Source organism: Streptococcus sp. ALY_208, from assembly GCF_058314295.1.
The window spans coordinates 43,230-61,252 of record NZ_JBZFUI010000003.1; the positions used below are offsets into that span (position 1 = coordinate 43,230).

General features: G+C 42.3%; 22 protein-coding genes. 4 read left to right on the forward strand and 18 right to left on the reverse strand.

Annotated elements, in window-relative coordinates:
- Positions 1-51 precede the first annotated feature (51 nt).
- The 3 genes from AC4HAI_RS03700 to miaA all read right to left on the reverse strand — a co-directional run bounded on the left by AC4HAI_RS03700 (position 52) and on the right by miaA (position 3,558).
- A complete protein-coding gene (locus tag AC4HAI_RS03700) occupies positions 52-486 on the reverse strand; it encodes a SprT family protein (RefSeq protein WP_491110489.1) in 435 nt (144 codons plus the stop codon).
- Entirely contained in the window at positions 476-2,605 is a 2,130-nt protein-coding gene (locus AC4HAI_RS03705; RefSeq protein WP_491078861.1) for a Tex family protein, read from the reverse strand. The genes AC4HAI_RS03700 and AC4HAI_RS03705 overlap by 11 nt, the downstream gene beginning before the upstream one ends.
- A gap of 62 nt (positions 2,606-2,667) precedes the next feature.
- A complete protein-coding gene (miaA, locus tag AC4HAI_RS03710; RefSeq protein WP_491078860.1) occupies positions 2,668-3,558 on the reverse strand; it encodes a tRNA (adenosine(37)-N6)-dimethylallyltransferase MiaA in 891 nt (296 codons plus the stop codon).
- A gap of 70 nt (positions 3,559-3,628) precedes the next feature.
- Between miaA and AC4HAI_RS03715 the strand changes: the two genes are divergently transcribed.
- Positions 3,629-3,805, forward strand: a complete 177-nt coding sequence (locus AC4HAI_RS03715) for a DUF3042 family protein (protein WP_491078859.1) — start codon at positions 3,629-3,631, stop codon at positions 3,803-3,805.
- A 183-nt stretch (positions 3,806-3,988) separates the two neighbouring features.
- Here the strand turns inward: AC4HAI_RS03715 and AC4HAI_RS03720 are convergent, their stop codons facing one another.
- From AC4HAI_RS03720 to trhO, 12 genes are all read right to left on the reverse strand, one after another.
- Positions 3,989-4,726, reverse strand: coding sequence for a PHP domain-containing protein (locus AC4HAI_RS03720; RefSeq protein ID WP_491078858.1), 738 nt, complete (start codon positions 4,724-4,726; stop codon positions 3,989-3,991).
- 30 nt (positions 4,727-4,756) lie between these two features.
- Positions 4,757-5,071 (reverse strand): phosphoribosyl-ATP diphosphatase, encoded by a 315-nt coding sequence (gene hisE / locus AC4HAI_RS03725; protein WP_491078857.1) that lies wholly within the window; start codon positions 5,069-5,071, stop codon positions 4,757-4,759.
- Positions 5,072-5,089: 18 nt separating this feature from the next.
- Positions 5,090-5,425 carry a phosphoribosyl-AMP cyclohydrolase gene (hisI, locus tag AC4HAI_RS03730; protein WP_491078856.1) on the reverse strand — a complete coding sequence of 112 codons (336 nt, stop codon included), beginning with the start codon at positions 5,423-5,425 and terminating at the stop codon, positions 5,090-5,092.
- On the reverse strand, positions 5,422-6,180 hold the full coding sequence (hisF, locus tag AC4HAI_RS03735; RefSeq protein ID WP_491078855.1) for an imidazole glycerol phosphate synthase subunit HisF: 759 nt from the start codon (positions 6,178-6,180) through the stop codon (positions 5,422-5,424). The genes hisI and hisF overlap by 4 nt, the downstream gene beginning before the upstream one ends.
- A gap of 1 nt (position 6,181) precedes the next feature.
- Positions 6,182-6,901, reverse strand: coding sequence for a 1-(5-phosphoribosyl)-5-[(5-phosphoribosylamino)methylideneamino]imidazole-4-carboxamide isomerase (hisA, locus tag AC4HAI_RS03740; RefSeq protein ID WP_491110490.1), 720 nt, complete (start codon positions 6,899-6,901; stop codon positions 6,182-6,184).
- A gap of 132 nt (positions 6,902-7,033) precedes the next feature.
- Complete coding sequence (gene hisH, locus AC4HAI_RS03745; RefSeq protein ID WP_491110491.1) at positions 7,034-7,642, reverse strand: imidazole glycerol phosphate synthase subunit HisH; 609 nt, start codon at positions 7,640-7,642, stop codon at positions 7,034-7,036.
- 29 nt (positions 7,643-7,671) lie between these two features.
- Positions 7,672-8,256, reverse strand: a complete 585-nt coding sequence (gene hisB, locus AC4HAI_RS03750) for an imidazoleglycerol-phosphate dehydratase HisB (RefSeq protein WP_491110492.1) — start codon at positions 8,254-8,256, stop codon at positions 7,672-7,674.
- 17 nt (positions 8,257-8,273) lie between these two features.
- Positions 8,274-9,557, reverse strand: coding sequence for a histidinol dehydrogenase (gene hisD / locus AC4HAI_RS03755; RefSeq protein WP_491110493.1), 1,284 nt, complete (start codon positions 9,555-9,557; stop codon positions 8,274-8,276).
- On the reverse strand, positions 9,554-10,204 hold the full coding sequence (hisG, locus tag AC4HAI_RS03760) for an ATP phosphoribosyltransferase (protein ID WP_491110495.1): 651 nt from the start codon (positions 10,202-10,204) through the stop codon (positions 9,554-9,556). The genes hisD and hisG overlap by 4 nt, the downstream gene beginning before the upstream one ends.
- Positions 10,201-11,178, reverse strand: coding sequence for an ATP phosphoribosyltransferase regulatory subunit (locus AC4HAI_RS03765; RefSeq protein WP_491110497.1), 978 nt, complete (start codon positions 11,176-11,178; stop codon positions 10,201-10,203). Before AC4HAI_RS03765 ends, hisG begins: the two co-directional genes overlap by 4 nt.
- A gap of 3 nt (positions 11,179-11,181) precedes the next feature.
- Positions 11,182-12,246: a histidinol-phosphate transaminase gene (gene hisC / locus AC4HAI_RS03770; RefSeq protein WP_491110498.1), complete on the reverse strand. Its 1,065-nt coding sequence runs from the start codon at positions 12,244-12,246 to the stop codon at positions 11,182-11,184.
- Positions 12,247-12,774: 528 nt separating this feature from the next.
- Positions 12,775-13,761, reverse strand: coding sequence for an oxygen-dependent tRNA uridine(34) hydroxylase TrhO (trhO, locus tag AC4HAI_RS03775; protein ID WP_491078847.1), 987 nt, complete (start codon positions 13,759-13,761; stop codon positions 12,775-12,777).
- 138 nt (positions 13,762-13,899) lie between these two features.
- Here trhO and AC4HAI_RS03780 point away from each other — a divergent pair, with 138 nt between their 5' ends.
- Complete coding sequence (locus AC4HAI_RS03780) at positions 13,900-14,511, forward strand: DUF6287 domain-containing protein (protein WP_491078846.1); 612 nt, start codon at positions 13,900-13,902, stop codon at positions 14,509-14,511.
- Positions 14,512-14,609: 98 nt separating this feature from the next.
- Here AC4HAI_RS03780 and AC4HAI_RS03785 read toward each other — a convergent pair whose 3' ends face one another.
- The 3 genes from AC4HAI_RS03785 to AC4HAI_RS03795 are packed head-to-tail and all read right to left on the reverse strand — an operon-like array spanning position 14,610 to position 16,610.
- Positions 14,610-15,308 carry a Bax inhibitor-1/YccA family protein gene (locus tag AC4HAI_RS03785; RefSeq protein ID WP_491078845.1) on the reverse strand — a complete coding sequence of 233 codons (699 nt, stop codon included), beginning with the start codon at positions 15,306-15,308 and terminating at the stop codon, positions 14,610-14,612.
- Positions 15,309-15,333: 25 nt separating this feature from the next.
- On the reverse strand, positions 15,334-15,840 hold the full coding sequence (locus tag AC4HAI_RS03790) for an HD domain-containing protein (protein WP_491078844.1): 507 nt from the start codon (positions 15,838-15,840) through the stop codon (positions 15,334-15,336).
- On the reverse strand, positions 15,840-16,610 hold the full coding sequence (locus AC4HAI_RS03795) for a TrmH family RNA methyltransferase (protein WP_491078843.1): 771 nt from the start codon (positions 16,608-16,610) through the stop codon (positions 15,840-15,842). Before AC4HAI_RS03795 ends, AC4HAI_RS03790 begins: the two co-directional genes overlap by 1 nt.
- 57 nt (positions 16,611-16,667) lie before the next feature.
- Here AC4HAI_RS03795 and AC4HAI_RS03800 point away from each other — a divergent pair, with 57 nt between their 5' ends.
- Complete coding sequence (locus tag AC4HAI_RS03800) at positions 16,668-16,946, forward strand: acylphosphatase (protein ID WP_491078842.1); 279 nt, start codon at positions 16,668-16,670, stop codon at positions 16,944-16,946.
- 81 nt (positions 16,947-17,027) lie between these two features.
- Positions 17,028-17,945, forward strand: a complete 918-nt coding sequence (gene yidC, locus AC4HAI_RS03805; RefSeq protein WP_491078841.1) for a membrane protein insertase YidC — start codon at positions 17,028-17,030, stop codon at positions 17,943-17,945.
- The last annotated feature ends 78 nt before the right edge of the window (positions 17,946-18,023 follow it).

Consider the following 18,023-nt stretch of genomic DNA (forward strand, 5'->3'; position numbering starts at 1 on the left):
GATCCAGTTGGGTCGCCCTTTTAGAACTTAAAAACAAAATTGTCCCTTCAACTAACCTTCCTTATACAAGATTAGCTTGCCTTGGCATCTGCCACAACGAAATTTATTCGTATTGACTCTTCTCTGACGTTGGTAGGTCTGGGTGCAGGATTGACAGATATAGTGGTACTTATAACTTTGTAGCCTCTTAGGAGCATAGCGTAAGCCCTCCACCTCTTTCAACAATCGTTTGAAATCCGTGTCAGTATGCTTATAACCTTTACCTGCAAAATAGAGATGATAATGACAAAGTTCATGTCGGACAATACCACGAAAAATAGTTTTATCAAACTCCTCGTACATAGCGGGATTAAAATCAATATGACCATCCTTTGGAAAAAAGCGGCCTCCAGTCGAACGTAGACGAGGATTCCAAACAGCCCAATGATTAAAAGGAAGACCGAAATCTTCCCTTGAAATACGTTTTACATAGTCATTAAGATTCACGAGGGGCCACCAATGATAAATTAAGTTTTTCGTGGTCGACATCAACTTTAGAAACCCAGACTGTCACGATATCACCGACTGAAACGATCTGGCTGGGATGTTTGACAAAGGTCTTGGACATTTCTGAAATATGAATAAGACCGTCCTCATGTACACCAACGTCTACGAAAGCTCCAAAGTCTACAACATTGCGGACTGTTCCTTCCAATTTTTGACCGATTTTAAGATCCTTGAGATCTAAAACATCTTGACGAAGGGTTGGTGCCTCAAAATCATCACGTAAATCACGACCAGGCTTAAGTAGATCAGCAATAATATCTTTAAGCGTTTCTTGACCAATAGTTAAGTCTTTGGCTGTCTGGGCAATATCGATATGACTCAATTTTGTCTTAGCTTCTTCATTTAGGTCTACGATTCCAAGACGTTGAAATAGCTCCTTGACCGCCGGATAAGACTCTGGGTGGACTCCTGTGTTGTCTAAGATATTTTTGGAATCAGGAATCCGCAAGAAACCAGCTGACTGCTCAAAGGCCTTGTCCCCTAAACGGGGGACTTTTTTAATCTCTTGCCTAGAGGTTAGTTGCCCATTTTCTTCACGATATTTGACAATGTTTTCTGAAATTGTCTTATTAAGTCCAGCGACGTGACTCAATAAGGCTGGACTAGCTGTATTAACATTGACGCCAACTTGGTTCACCACAGTTTCAACGACAAAGTCCAAATTCTCAGATAGTTTTTTCTGACTAACATCATGCTGATATTGACCAACACCAATAGACTTAGGATCAATTTTCACTAGCTCAGCCAGAGGATCTTGTAAGCGACGGGCAATGGAGATGGCCGAACGCTTTTCTACTGTCAACTCAGGAAACTCTTGACGGGCTAGCTCAGACGCAGAATAAACAGAAGCTCCACTCTCATTGACAATAATATAAGATACCTCTGGAAAATCTTGAAGCACTTCTGCGACAAAAGCTTCACTTTCACGGCTGGCAGTCCCATTTCCAATAGCAATGATTTCTACCTTGAAACTATGAAGAAGCTCCGCAAGTTCCTTTTTACTGGCTGCAATCTTAGCCTGACTGGCAGGGGGAACAGGGTAGATAACATGAGTCGTGAGAAGCTTACCTGTTTCATCCACTACAGCTAGTTTGGCACCTGTCCGAAAAGCAGGATCAAATCCTAAAACCACTTTTCCTTTCAAAGGAGAGACCAAGAGGAGATGACGGAGATTTTCGGAGAAAAGTTGAATAGCACCGTCCTCTGCTTTTTCGGTTAACTCTGTTCGAATTCGACGCTCCATGGCAGGAATAATTTTCGTCTTAGCCGTTTTTGTGATGGCTTCGTCAATATAAGCATTTCTTACCTTGAAGCGTGCTTGATAAAAACGCATAATCTTGTCTAGATTGTGCTCAAATCCAACCTTTAGAACACCTTGTTTTTCTCCACGATTGAGCGCTAAAACTCGGTAACCTTGAATGTCCTTTACCTTTTCAGAAAAATCATAGTAAATTTGATAAATTGATTTTTCATCTAGGGTTTGGTCTTTTAGAATGGATACCAATGAGCTATAGTTCCAGATTTCATTATAGGTCCAGGAACGCAAGCGATTATCCTCTGATAGTACTTCTATAAGAATATCTACAGCACCTGATATGGCTTTTTGTACAGTTGGAAAGGCCTGGCTAGTCATGCTAGCAGCCTTAGCTTCTAGATCGCTGGCATTTTGCAATAGTAAACGAGTCAACTCTGCTAACCCTGCTTCACGCGCCACTGTCGCCTTGGTTCGGCGTTTTTCCTTATAAGGGAGATAGAGTTCTTCAACCTCAGCTAATTTTTCAGCAGTCTCAATAGCTTTTTTGAGCTCGGGCGTCAGTTTCCCCTGCTCCTCAATCTTAGCTAAAACCGCCTCTTTTCGGTCAGACAAAGCTGTCAGAGACTTGTCCGTATCAATAATAGATTTGATCACCACTTCATCTAGATTGCCTGTCATTTCCTTACGGTAACGTGCTATAAATGGAATGGTATTGCCTTCTTGGGTCAAGTTCAAAACTGATTGAACCTGATCCATCTTAATGCCCAAATTCTGAGCAATCACTCTTATATTTGAATTTTCCATAATGCCTTCATTATACCATAAGATCTAACAAGCGCTTGCTAGAAGCATTCACAAACAACTTTCTAGCTTTCCTTTGCCAGAAAGTTATTGATCTCCTCAGTGATTTTTTGCTTAACATTTGGCTCTGAGATATCATAAAAGTGGGTCTTCATGCGGTTTCTAAACCAAGTTAGTTGACGTTTAGCAAAACGACGAGTATGTTGCTTGATCTTATCAATGGCTTCGGGCAAAGTCACTTCCCCTGCAAAAAATGGGAATAATTCCTTATACCCTATCGCACGGGCTGCCTGAGATTTTGGATAAGTCTCATAGAGCCAGGATGCCTCGTCTAGAAGTCCGCTTTTTACCATTGAATCTACACGCTGATTGATCCGCTCATAAAGCTTTTGACGATCATCGTTTAAGGTGATGATATAAGACGCATAAGGACTTGCCTGATTTTTCAAATGCTTTCCAAACTTTTGGAGCTCCAGCGCCCGGATGATTCGCCTTCGATTAGGCTGTTCTGGCTTGTCAGTTAGTTGCGACATTAGAGAAAAGATCGCTTCATCCGATAGGGATTCGAGCTTTTTACGATAATCCATAACAGCTTCTTGATCAACTTCACCACCTAGATGGTAGCCCTCTAGCAAACTCTGGAGGTAGAGACCTGTTCCTCCGACAATGATGGGGAGTTTTCCTTTAGCTTGAATATCTTCAATAGCGGCTCTTGCTTCCTGTACAAAATCATAAGCCGAGTAGGACTCATCGGGATCACGCACATCAATCAGATGATGAGGCACTTGAGCCTGCTCTTGTAAAGTCGCTTTTGCTGTTCCAATATCCAGCTTACGGTAAACCTGCTGACTATCACCACTGATAATCTCTCCATTAAAGATCTGAGCCAAGTCAATTCCCAGGGCAGTCTTACCGACTGCTGTTGGCCCAGTAATAACAATTACTTTTGTTTTCATCTTTTTCCTTGAAATAAATCTAATTTTTGCTAGTATATATTATAACATAAGAAAAAAGGAGAGCTTTATTATGGCTAAAAAACATCCATTCGTACGTGGACTGGCAACAGGTATCATCGGTACTGCAGCTACTGTAGCTGGTGCAGTATTTGCTGTTCAAAAAAAGGTCATCGAACCTGAAGAAAAGAAAATTGCTTTTATCGAGGAAAATCGCAAGAAAGCTGCACGCCGCCGTATCGCACGCTAGACCAATCTAATCTACTGAGCCATTTGGCCATTCAAAAAATAACGACAGCACCCTGTCTGAAATCTGAATAGATTTTGGTGGGGTGCTTTTTACAAGGCCGTGAGGCATCTATAACATTTCAGGACGAATAGAAATAGTTGAAAAGGACTTGAAAAATTTATTTCAGTCCTTTTCTTTATCATTTTATCCCAAAATTTGCTCATCCTTAATGCCATGCTTTTTTAAAAGGGCTTGGATGGCATCAAATTTCAAGCGAAAGTGTTCTAATTTGTGCCCGTCAGATCCTAAAGAATAGGTGTGACATCCTAATTGAGTCAATAGAGTGAGAGCATAGTCATAGAGTTCTTCATGCTCATAGAGATACATACTCTTGGCATTGAGCTCAAAAGCCATATTACGGTCAATCATCTTTTTAAAGATACGCATAAGCTGGTCCTGATAGTTTTTCAGCTCATCGACAGAGACCTCAAAGAGACGAAAGCCATAATCAAAATGAGCTAACACATGGGCATCTACTCGTCCAATGGCAGTTTCTAAGAGATCAAGGTACTCTTGAATAATCTCATTTTTATCACGATCAGCGACCTCATCATCTAGGTAGTCATTAGTTCCATTGTGATGGATAGATAGCAATTTGAGGTCGTATTCCTTGTTTTCTAAAAAGTTTAGAATATCCATTTCTCTAGGCTGGTAATAACCGATCTCGATGCCGCGCTTGATACGATCTCCATAGATCTGTTTGAGCTGGTCAATTTTCAAACTATAGGCTTCATAATCTGGGATATCGTCTTGCTCGGTGTAAGGATTGGATAAGTCATAGTGCTCAGTCGTCACAATTTCACCTTCATAATTTTCCAGATAATCTTCAAAATTGGCATCTGAATCATAGGAAAAGTAAGTGTGCAGGTGATTATCTCGCATCTGGTTTTCCTTTCTCTCGGACTAAGAGTCTTAATAATTTGTTATTTCCTTGCGGTCATGAACATTGGATGTCTTACCCTGACGGGCTCTAAGAACCGCTTCAACATCTTCTGGTTTTACTTCTGTTTCAACCAGCATAACGGCTAAATGATAGAGCAGATCCGCTGTTTCATTGGCAATTTCTTCTTTATCTGTATTTTTAGCTGCGATAACGACTTCAGTCGTCTCTTCACCGACCTTTTTCAAGATTTTATCCAGACCTTTATCAAAAAGGTAGTTAGTATAGGATCCTTCTTTGGGATTAGCCTTGCGGTCTTTTGCTTCTTGGTAGAGTGTTTCTAACATGGTCTTCTCCTTTTAAGTCTAATCTTGATTGTCTTGGTAGATCGTATTGAAAAAACAAGAATATGAACCGGTATGGCAGGCTGCACCGACTTGTTCGACGCTGGCAAGCAAGGTATCGCAATCACAGTCTGTCTTTAAGTTTTTGACATATTGGAAATGTCCGGATGTAGCCCCCTTGTGCCAGATTTCCTGACGCGAGCGACTCCAATAGTGCATCTGCTTGGTTTTGAGGGTTAGTCGGTAGCTTTCCTCATTCATATATGCTAACATGAGCACTTGTCCTGTCTGATAATCTGTGACAATGACAGGGAGCAGCCCATCTTGCTTAGCAAAATCCAGTTTAGTATCTGTCATAATCTTACCTCGATACCATGCTCCAACATGGCTTTTTTGGTATCTGCGAGACTTATCTGTCCAAAATGAAAGATTGAGGCTGCTAGGGCACCAGTCGCTGGGGTTTGTTCAAAAACCTCTACTATATGTTCAATATTTCCGGCACCGCCTGAGGCAATGATGGGAACTTCTACAGCATCAGCTACTGCCTTGAGCATGTCCAAATCAAAGCCAGATTTTGTGCCGTCTTTATCCATGGAGGTCAAGAGGATTTCCCCCGCCCCGAGACTGACTGCTTCTTTGACCCAGTCAAGCAAATCCCTGCCGGTATCCTTGCGGCCGCCTGCTACATAGACATGCCAACTGCCATCTGCTTCTTTTCTAGCATCAATTGCCACCACGACGCATTGATTTCCAAATTTTTGAGCACAGTCACTGATCAGTTGAGGATTAGCCACAGCTGATGAATTAACAGCTACCTTATCAGCACCTGCCTTGAGCATCTTGTTCATATCTTCAACCGATCGGATACCTCCGCCTACAGTAAAGGGAATAAAGACCTGATCAGCAACTGCTCTGACCATATCAACGGTGGTATTGCGTTCCTCATGTGTCGCTGTAATATCCAGGAATACTAACTCATCACAACCGGCTTGGTAATAAGCACGTGCTGCATCAACTGGATCACCAACATCCGTCAGATTCACAAAATTAACGCCCTTGACGACACGGCCATCTTTGACATCTAGGCAGGGAATAATTCGTTTTTTGAGCATACTAACCTCCAAACATCTTTAATTCATCTAGACTGATACGACCATTGTAGTAGGCTTTCCCCACAATAGTCCCTGCTACTCCGATAGCCTCAAGCGCCTTGAGATCACTAGCTTGCGCAATTCCTCCTGATGCGATGATCTGCGCTTGATCCAACTCAGCGACTAAGTTGCGATAATGCTCTAAATTAGGGCCTGTCAGCGTTCCGTCACGGTCTACATCTGTATAGATAAAGAGGCGTACTCCCATTTTTTCCATAGTTTTTGCCAAAGTCAGATAGTCAACGGTACTCGTTTCAAGCCAGCCCTCTGTTGCTACGAAACCCTTTTTAGCATCAATACCGACAATAATCTTTTCGGGGCCGAAGCGCTCTATAACTGCTTGGACAAAAGATGGATCCTTGACTGCCATAGAGCCGATGATGATACGATCAATTCCAACTGAAAGATAATCTTCGATCTGCTCCACAGTGCGTATCCCACCACCGACTTCAACTCTTAGGCCAGAAGTGTCCTTGATTTTGGCAATTAAATCACGATTAGTTGCACGACCCTCCAAAGCACCATCCAGATCCACTACATGTATGAATTGTATCCCTGCCTTTTTAAAAATCTGAGCTTGTTCAAGCACATTCGGATTAACGACTGTCTGATGATTAAAGTCTCCTTTGAACAGACGGACAGCTTTTCCATCTCTAATATCAATTGCTGGTAGAATTTGCATAATATAAGATGTGAGAGCGTCTAAAAGCGAGGGAATTTTAGGAAAGCGGCAAGGAATCCTCATTCCTTAGACGACTTATCTAAACTCCAAGTTTTTAGCTCGAACTCAAGTCCTTTCTATAGTTTATTTCCATCAGTTACACAGGCTCACGAATTTTTCAAGAATCCCTAAGCCCACATCTCCTGACTTCTCCGGGTGAAATTGGACACCAAATACCCTATCCTTGTGGATCATGGCAGGAATATCCAGACCATAATCAGCCGTGACATCAATGTATTGTTCAGGTACATCTGTATAGTAACTATGAACAAAATAGACGGCCTGATTCCCAAGCCTTTTAGTCATGGCGTTTTCCTGTCTGAGAGTTAATTCGTTCCAACCCATATGCGGAACCGGTCTTTCCTGGTTGGCAGGGATTGCTCGACAAACACCTGGAATAAAACCTAATCCCTTGGTTTCATTGTGCTCCAAGCCTCTTTCTGTCAAAATTTGCATGCCCAGACAGATCCCCAATAAGGGGGTTCCTTTGGCTACCGCTTTACTGATAGCCGTTACCAGACCTCGCTTTTCCAGCTCGGCCATAGCAGTCGGATAAGCTCCGACTCCCGGCAAAATCAAGCCATCTGCTGCTAGAATTTTTTTGAAATCTGCTGACAGTTCTGCTTCTATCCCCAATTTATGCAGGGCTCGAAGAACATTAGCTGTATTACCTGCATCATAGTCAATAACAATTATCTTCATAAGACCCCCATTTTATCCGTTACAAAAATTTAGAGCATGCCTTTAGTTGAATTCACCCCATGAATATCCGGGTTAATCGTAATGGCTTCACGTAGAGCACGACCAGTCGCTTTGAAGAGACTTTCTGACTTGTGATGAGTATTTTTCCCATGGAGAATCTTAAGGTGCAGATTCATCTGAAGATTGAAAGCTAGGGCTTGGAAAAATTCCTCTACTAATTCTGTATCAAAATTCCCCAACCGAGGATTGTCAAATTCACAATCAAAGACCAAGTAACTACGTCCAGATAGATCCAAACTTGCCATCCCCAAGGTCTCGTCCATGGGTACGAAACTCGTACCGTAACGTTTGATACCTTTCTTGTCTCCAAGAGCTTCCTTGATAGCTTGACCAAGAACGATACCAACATCTTCAACCGTGTGATGACTGTCGACATAAAGATCACCATCTGCCTTGATCTCTAGCGCTATGCGGCTGTGGCGGGCAAACAAGGTCAGCATGTGATCAAAAAAGCCAACTCCTGTATCAATGGCAACTGGTTCTTGGGTGTCTAAGTTGAGATTCAATTTAATTTTTGTTTCTAAGGTATTGCGTTCAATACTGGCTTGTCTCATACAGTCCTCTTTCTATCTTATTGATTGCTACGTCTTGTCTCAATAGCTTTAGCGTGAGCTTGCAGTCCCTCAGCGTAGGCGAGAGTCGTGATATCGTGTTCGGCAAGGTTGACTGCATTCTTGCTATATTGGGTATATTGTATGCGCTTGACAAAATCGTACACCCCAAGTGCTGAAGAAAAACGGCTGGTTGCTGTTGTCGGAAGCACATGGTTAGTTCCTGCATAGTAGTCTCCGATCGGCTCACTAGTGTAGTGGCCAAGGAAGACTGATCCAGCATTGTGAACCTGATCCAGATAATCATAGGCATGTTCCAGAGCAAGCTCTAGATGCTCAGGCGCTACTAGATTCATAAGTTCAAACATGCTGTCCTTGTCTGGAGCAACAATAATGCGGCCATTGTTTTCGATAGATGGACGAGCAATGTCTTGACGTGGCAAGTCTTTGAGCTGTTTTTCGATCTCAACTTCCACCGCATCTGCTAAGGCTAGCGAATCGGTTACAAGAATAGCACGAGCGCGTACATCGTGTTCCGCCTGTGATAGTAAATCAGCCGCCACATACTCAGGCAGTGCTGTTTCGTCGGCAATGACCCCGATTTCCGATGGACCTGCTACCATATCGATGCCAACCTGACCAAAAACTTGCTTCTTAGCCGTTGCTACAAAGATATTTCCCGGACCGGTAATCTTGTCGACCTTTGGAACAGACTCTGTCCCGTAAGCAAGAGCAGCAATACCTTGAGCTCCGCCGATCTGATAAATTTTATCGACACCTGCTAGTTTGGCAGCTACCAGAATAGCTGGAACAAAATGGTCCTGAGGCGGGGTGATCATGATGATCTCTTTGACGCCAGCTATCTTAGCTGGAATGACATTCATCAAGACAGAGGAAGGATAAGCAGCTGTTCCACCAGGCACATAGACACCGACACGCTCAATTGGTCGGATCAGTTGACCACGCAGAACACCTTGACTGGGTAGATCCTCAAAGCCAGTTTCCACCTGCTGGCGATGGTAGGACTCAATATTGTCTTTAGCATTTTCAAGAGCGCTCAGCACATCCTTATCCACTTCTTCAAAGGCTTGGTCGATCAAATCTTGCCCCACTTCAAAGGTGGTCAAACTGACTTTATCAAACTCCTGACTGTAGTCACGCAAAGCCTGATCACCACGCTCTTTCACCTCATTAATAATATGCTTGACCGTTTCTTCAACGTCAGTGTTTTCTTGGCTCAAGGCCAACTGCTCCTCATAGAGAAGCGCTGCAATTTCGTCATTCGTTCCTGTTAATCGTTTCATTGAAAAGGAACCTCCTCACTTCCAACAATTGTCTCAATTCGGCGGATAAATGGTAGCAGATCTTCATTGTTTTTCAGCGCTGCCTCGTTGACAATCAAACGTGCTGAAATGCGGCAAATATCTTCGTAAACCTGCAAACCATTAGCCACCAGGGTATTACCTGTCTCAACGATATCCACAATAGCATCGGACAAGCCTAGGACAGGCGCAATTTCAACACTACCTTGGATAGAAATAATTTCGACATCTTCACCTTTCTGATTGAAATAGTCAGTTGCAACCCTAGGATACTTAGTCGCAATGCGCTTGCGCTTATGGTCTTCCGGATCGTAGGAATCTGTTGAGGCAAGGGAAAATTTACAAAGGCCAAAATTTAAGTCCAGCATCTCTAAGTAACCGTTGGGGTGCTCAATCAAAACATCTTTGCCAACAATCCCAATATCGGCAACACCGTGACGAACATAGGTCGTTACATCCGGTGCCTTGACTAAAAGGAAACGAAACTTTTGATCTGGACTTTCAAAAATCAAATGACGCCCCTTATCAGCCATGAAGGACATATCAAAGCCTGCATTCTCCAACAAGGCAAGTGCATCTTTTTCGATACGCCCCTTGGTCAGAGCAATGGTGATTGGTTTAGCTGTCATTTATGTTCACCTCCAAACGTTAAATCATCGTGTACAGCCTGGTAAATCGAATCAATATCCATAGCCCAGCCGACCGCTGTCAGCTCACTGGCTCCAAATCTCTCAAAGAGCTTATCGTAGCGTCCCCCCGAGATAAAGGCATCTGGGACCTTATCTCCGAAGACCTTGAACATCATCCCTGTATAGTAAGGCATGCTAGGCAGTTGGGCCAAATCTAGGGTGGTCTTAGCTAAGGTATCTTTGAGACCTAAGGTCAGGATTTCCAAGCTATCTAAGGCTGTTAACAGCGCTTCATTGCTGGTCAGTTGGCGTGCCCTATCTAATACGGCTCTGGTTTCCCCAAAAAGGAAGGGGAGCTCTTGGATCAAGCGATCAAATTCACTTGGTTCTTGTCTCGTAAATTCATTGAGACCTGTGATATTCTTATCACGAATCAGCTGGGCAAAATGAGAAGCCTGGCTATCGGAAAGGTTCAAGGAAGCAACTATCGTCTGCAGAATTCTGGCATGAGAAAATTCGAACTGATAATGCTTTACACCAACCCTATCTAAGGCTTCTTTGGCAGAAAAGATTGCTCCGCTAAGCGCCTCCGATACTGGAAATCCAATGATTTCAATACCAGCCTGGGTATGCTCATTAGCTAAGCCGCGCATTTCCTCATTGTTTAAAAAGACCTTACCAGAATAGGAGAATTTAATGGGAGGTTGGATATTAGTAGAGGCTATGACACGACCGATCTGACTGGTGATATCGGGACGCAGACTGAGGAGCTCACCTTTTTTATCAAAAAGATGATAATGGTTGGGAACTATCTCATCACCAAAAACTTCAAAGTGTTCTAGGGTCGGTGTTTCGATTCGATTAAAGCCCTGAGCCATCAAGAGATCGCTGATGCTGCGCTCCATATCATACATGGCCCTGGCTCGTTTAAATAATTTATCATGCATTCCAATAGGTAAGGTTGTTTTTTTCATCAGCTAGTCCTCTTGTTTCTGTGTTAATGTCTGGTGGATAACTTCCAGCACCTGCTCCATTTCCCTTCTTGTTCCGATGGAGATCCGTAAAAAATTCTTCAGGCGTTCTACTTTTGGAAAATAACGGACATATATCTTGTTATAAGATAGGATGTCAAACAGTTTGCTGGCCGGCACCCCTTGAGGTTCTACTAGGACAAAATTGGTCTGAGAAGGAAGAACATGGTAGCCTATCGCCCTGAGTTCGCCGATAAACCAGTCCCTTGTTTTCATAATCTTTCGACAATTCCTGCGATAGTAGTCCCAAGAGTCGATAGCTGCACAGGCCAGACTCTCGGCGATAGCATTGACATTATAAGGATTGATAGAATTTTTGATTGCATTAATAACAGCCATCAGTTTAGGACTTCCTATGCCATAGCCTACTCGCAGTCCGGCTAAGGAAGCATCTTTTGAGAAAGTTCGGGTGATAAAGAGATTCTCATACTTATCTAGCAGAGAAAGAGCTGACTCCCCCCCAAAACTAATATAGGCTTCATCAACAATAACCACCACATCTTGATTGGCCTGTAGAACTTTTTCGATGGCTTCTAAGCTCTTGTAGATACCTGTCGGTGCATTAGGATTTGCCAGTACAATGCCACCATTAGCTGCAATATAATCCTCTATCACCCATTCAAATCGATCGTTTAAGGGAATTTCTTGATAGTTGATGTGATAAAGTTCAGCCCAAACCTTGTAAAATCCATAGGTCAAATCTGGAAACAAAACCGGCTCATCACTGTTAAAAAAAGCTAGAAAGGCCATGGACAGGATATCATCGGAGCCATTGCCCACAATGATTTGATCGGTATCAACCCCTAATTGTTGGGCTAGACGGTAACGTAAACTTTCTTGGGTCAAGCTGGAATATTTACGTAGATCTTCAGCCTTGAACTCCGCTAGTGCCTCATAAACTGCTGGGCTAGGCCCATAGGCATTCTCATTCGTATTGAGTTTGATCATATCCTGATCTTCAGGCTGACGACCAGCAACATAAGGATCAACTTGACGTAAACCTTTTATCATCTCTCCACCCTCTTTCTAGCTATCACCTTATATTTTTAAAGCGTAATATAAAACGCCCTCGCAAAAAAACTTTTGCCAGGACGTTTCCACGTGGTTCCACCTTGATTCGAATGACAGTCACCTGTCACTCCTCATGAAGTCACTATTTGGCGACTTCCAGTTGATAACGAAACTACCCGTCAGATACTACTCTAAACCAATTTCGCATCTGCACTCAAGAATGTGTCGTTTGAGATTGGTACGCTTTCTCAGCTACTAGCGTTCTCTGTCTATAGACTCAAACTTTTTCTTTCAACGCTTTGTTTTATACCATTCTACACTAAAGACTTCTGGATTGCAAGAGAAAATGTATATTTATTCATGCTTATGAAATTTTCTTCCCCTCCTAAATTTACGCAATTTCTACTAAGAAAACAAAGCAGGGGAAGCCAGAGGCAATAGTTGTCACTCGGCTAACAAAAAAAGAGAAACTATCACAAAAAATTTTTGATCCAGCCCCTCTTTTATATACAAGCCATATTTGACATGTTAAGCTTTGACTGCTTCTGGTAACTGTTCACCAATAGCTTCTAGGCGAGCTGCCCATTCTTCACGAGTCAGTCCGTGTTCTTCAACATAGCGGTTGCGCTCATGAGCACGGCATTCTGGAGAGCAGCCTCTGACATATTTGTCTTCTGTTTCTTCTGTCATAAAGATTTGCTTATTACAGAAAGGGTTGGCACAGTTGACATAGCGTTCACATGGCTCACCAGTAATGTGGTCGTGAGAGATAACCGTTGGATTAACTCGGTTAATCGGCACTGAGATTCGGTCATCAAAGACATACATGGCACCTTCCCAAAGATCACCTTGCACCTCAGGATCTTTACCATAGGTCACGATACCGCCATGAAGTTGACCAACATCCTTGAATCCTTCACGGACCATCCAGCCAGAGAATTTTTCACAGCGTACACCACCAGTACAATAGACTACTACACGTTTTTCCATGAATTTTTCTTTGTTATCACGGACCCATTGTGGTAGTTCACGGAAATTGCGGATATCAGGACGCACTGCTCCCTTGAAATGGCCAAGGTCATACTCATAATCATTACGGGTATCTAGCACAATGGTATCCTCATCAAGAAGAGCCTCTTTGAATTGCTTTGGATTTAAGTATTCACCAGTTATCTCAAGTGGATTGATATCCTCGTCAAAGTCATTATCTTCAAGACCTAGATGGACAATTTCTTTCTTGTAACGTACAAACATTTTTTTGAAAGCATCTTTAGGCTCTTCATCAATCTTGAACCAAAGATCTGCAAAGCGCTCATCAGAGTGCACCCAGTCCATATATTTTTGAGTGGTTTCAAAATCACCAGAAACTGTCCCATTGATCCCTTCGTCAGCGATCAATATACGTCCTTTGAGACCAATTGATTTACAAAATTCCAAGTGAACCTTGGCATATTCCTGAGCATTTTCAATCGGTACATATTTATAATAAAGTAGAACACGAATATCCTTAGACATTGTTATCCTCATTTCTTATTAGTATTGACTAACATTATAACACGATTCTAAAAATTTTTTTGCGGAAATGCCTATTAAAGTCCAGTTACTTTTTTACATGGTGAGAAAAAAATAGTAAGATTATGTGAGGAGGGTACCATGAAGAATTTTTTACGGACAGTATTTGCACTGTTAGCACTGTTTCTGGTTGGATTTTGTATTTGGGCTATGACCAGTGAGCCATCCCAAGACGGCTCAAATGCTAAACAGGCTAATAGCCAGAGTGAGTTTCAGCCTGCAACGGAGTCTCAAGCTAGCAAGAGCACAAGCAAGACAAAAGCTTCTAGCTCTAAGAATAAAGCCTCGGATACTGATAAAAAAAAGAAACCATCTACCCCAAAATCATCTATCGATGATGAGGCCCTTGTAGCTGGAGATTATACCGGTATTGTTGGTACCTGGTCCGATGCTACTGGACGCAGCTTGACTATCACGGTTGATGGTCAAGCTGACTATGCTGGTAACGGTGGCAATATTGAAGTTGCTCAAGATGGTAAGGGTGAGTTACTGATGACGGTTTATCTGGAAGATGGAACTAGCCTACCTGTCCTGATCTACAAGGCTGGTCAAGAAATTCCTGATCGTCATTTCCAAGATGGAAAAGACAGTTCTGATCAGGATAAAGATCGTATGGTTATCCCTACTACCGATATTTTAGATGAATCCGGTAAGCAAGCATTCACAGAGCAAGTCCTTTATCGAGAAAGTTAAGAGTTGATCTGCTTGTCCTGACTAAAGGAGTTACTTGTCTTTCATACTTTTCCTACGATATAAAAAAGCTGGGATGTTTTCCCAGTTTTTTTATATGCTTAATCGTTGCTGCCAAACAATCCCAAGATATTGATAAAGAGATTGATAAAATCTAAGTAAAGATTGAGCGCCATAGAAATCACCCAGCCATCTGAAACTTGACCACGCGTTTGTCCATAGACTTGCTTGATCAGTTGATTATCGTAGGCGATAAGCCCTGCAAATACGATAACGGTCAAAGCACTTAAACCAAATTGTAATAGCGTTGATCCCAAAAAGATGTTGACAACTCCAGCAATGATGATCCCAATCAGAATAGCAATTCCAGCCTTAGCTATGCCTGACAAATCTTTCTTAGTCGTTGCTCCAATCAAGGCCATAGCAAAAAATACTAGTGATGAGCTAATAAAAGCACCTGCAATAGTCGTACCGGTGAATCTGAGCAATAAGAAACTTAGAGTAAAACCATTAAGGGCTGAATAGATCAAGAACAAGGGCAAGGATAAGGGACTATTCTTGCGTGCTGCGATACTGGCTACTACGACAAGCCCTAACTCTCCAAAAGTCGCCAAGTAATAAATATAAGGGGCGGTGACCATGACCATCAGGGTATTATCTATAAATGGTCCAAGCATCAGGTAGGATACAATAGCGGTAATAGCAATACCAAAACCTACCATGCCATAAATTTTTGCATAAAAACGATTTAGACCCGTATCAGTCTGTGTGATTAATGTGTTTGTACGATATGATTCCATATTTTTATCTCCTTATTTAACTGGCTCAATGGTGATGTGAACCAAGTTCTTTTCGCTTGAAGCGTTTCCGATTTTTAATTTTTTGACGAAGAGGGTAGATTCCTTCTTTAATCGCCCAATATTTGTCAACCAAGGTAACTACATAAGACTCTTTGAAGCGAGGGGGAGCAGCTGTCGCCCCCCACATGTGCTTGAGGATAATATCCTCTTCTTTTTTAGAGAGGTTGATTAATTTCTTAGCATTCTTAACGGCAATACGGGGATGTACCCAGGCATGACTTTTATTAAACTTTGTATCTCGCCAATCATAGAAAAAGAAATCATGCAAGAGTCCTCCACGTGCTGTCGCCTTGGCATCCCAGCCCAACTTGCGAGATACCTTAAAGCTGGTATAGGCAACATTGATCGAATGCTTCATGCGTGTGGAATGGTAATGATGCGTTATGTCATCTAGCTTTTGAAATTTGGGATTGTCGATCAAATGTCCGACTATCTCCATAAATTCCTTATCTTCTTTATAACTTTCTGTCATCATTCTCTCCTTATCTTATTGCTTCTCTCGATCAGCCAAAATAGCATGATCCCCGTTGCTACAGCTACGTTAAGACTTTCTGCCTGTCCAGGCATGGGAATATGTGCCAAAACATCAGCCTGTACCGCCAGATTCTCAGTGATACCTTGTCCTTCATTTCCCATCGCAAGGACAAAGTTTGCCTCAGGACTGAGTGCTTGATAATCTACCGAATTTTCTGCCAGAGTCGTTGCAATTAGCCTGATTTTAGATCCTCTAATCAGATCTAGTAAATCCCGAATGGGAGCCCGATAGATGGGAAGGTGGAAATGGCTGCCCTGCATAGAGCGCAAGGTCTTTGGGCTGTAGATATCTGCTGTCTTATCTGTGATGAGCACGCCTGATAAACCAGCAGCATCAGCTGTCCGAATCATCGTACCAACATTTCCAGGATCTTGGATATCCTCCAGGAGGAGATAAGAACCGTCTAAACGATCCGGAAGCGTCGAGTCCTCAAGTGCTACCTGACAAACAATTCCTTGAGGGGTAGGACTCTGACTGAGTTCTTTTAAAACCTCCGGTGTCACAAGGGTAACTTGAGAAAATTCATCCTCCAATCGATCCCATTGTTCTTCAACTATGAAAATCTGCTCTATCTTAGCCTGATTGGCTACCGCCTCCTCAAAGAGATGCCAACCTTCGATTAGGTAGGAAGTCTGGCGGTGCTTTTTTTGAAGCAACTTCTTAGTTTTTTTGATGAGATTATTGGATTTTGACGATATAATAATCATATAGCTATTATATCATAATTACGCCTATTATCTGCTAGGTCCCGAGGAGGAATTTTTATGAAAAAAGTAAGACTAGTCGTCTCTGGACGTGTACAAGGGGTCGGCTTTCGCTATGCTACCTATACACTTGCTCTCGAAATTGGGGATATTTATGGTCGTGTGTGGAATAACGATGATGGTACTGTTGAGATATTAGCTCAATCAGAAGATGCTGGTAAGATGGCTAAATTTATTCATGGTGTCCGCAAGGGACCTTCTACTTGGGCTAAAGTTTCTTACGTTGATGTCAGCCTAGCTAATTTTCAAGACTATACTGATTTTCGGATGGCCAATTAAAATTCCAACTTAAGAACTATTGTATAATCCTCTAAAAAACAGTAAAATAGTACAGTATTATTAAAACAAAAGGAAATTAATGTGAAAAACATACATAAACGTTTACTCTTGACAGGATTCTCTCTGAGCCTGCTCTTGCTTTTATCAGGATGTGTTCGTACCGATGAACATCACAAACCTGTCGGTACCATCTGGAATCTCCTTGGTAAGCCCATGTCATCTTTGATCACCTACTTCGCTGATCACCTTGGCTTGGGTTTGGGAATGGGGATTATTCTGGTTACTGTCATTGTTCGCCTGATTATTTTACCACTTAGTCTTAAGCAATCATCTGGTGCTGCCTATCAGACTGCTAAGCGTGAACATCTGGCTCCTATTTTTGAACCTATCAATAAGCGTATTAAAGAAGCTCAGACTAGAGAAGAAAAAATGGCGGCTAATGCTGAGTTGCTAGAAGCCAATCGTGCTAACGGTATCAGTCTCCTAGGCGGTATGGGCTGTTTGCCTTTCCTGATTCAGTTTCCCTTCTTCTCAGCCTTATATTGGGCTATACGTTATACCCCTGGCATTAACAAAGAAAACTTTCTATGGTTCAATTTGGGACAGAGGGATCTATTGTTGATGGCCATCATTACCTTGCTCTATCTATTCCAATCTTGGTTGTCTGTGCGTCAGATGCCACCTGAGCAGCGTGAACAGGTTGGTTCTACTACCTATATGATGCCACTTTTTATGGTTATCTTTGGTTTTGCATCAACATCTGCTTTTGTTCTTTATTGGTTAGTCGGTGGAATCTTCTCTGCATTTCAACAACTACTAACCATCTTTTTCATCAAGCCTCATATGAAGAAAAAAGTGGCAGAAGAATTTAAAAATAACCCTCCAAAAATGCCTCAGGCAAGTCAAAAGGCTCGTAAGGATGTGACCCCAAAGCAATCTGCTCAGGCTATTACTAATCAAAATAAAAAGCGAAATGCTGGTAAACAAAATCGTAAATAATAATCTCAAGCTATTTGTCAACTGTAGTAGGGAGGACTTGTAGTCTAAGTACCAGAGAAGACGAAGTTCGTCTTTTCT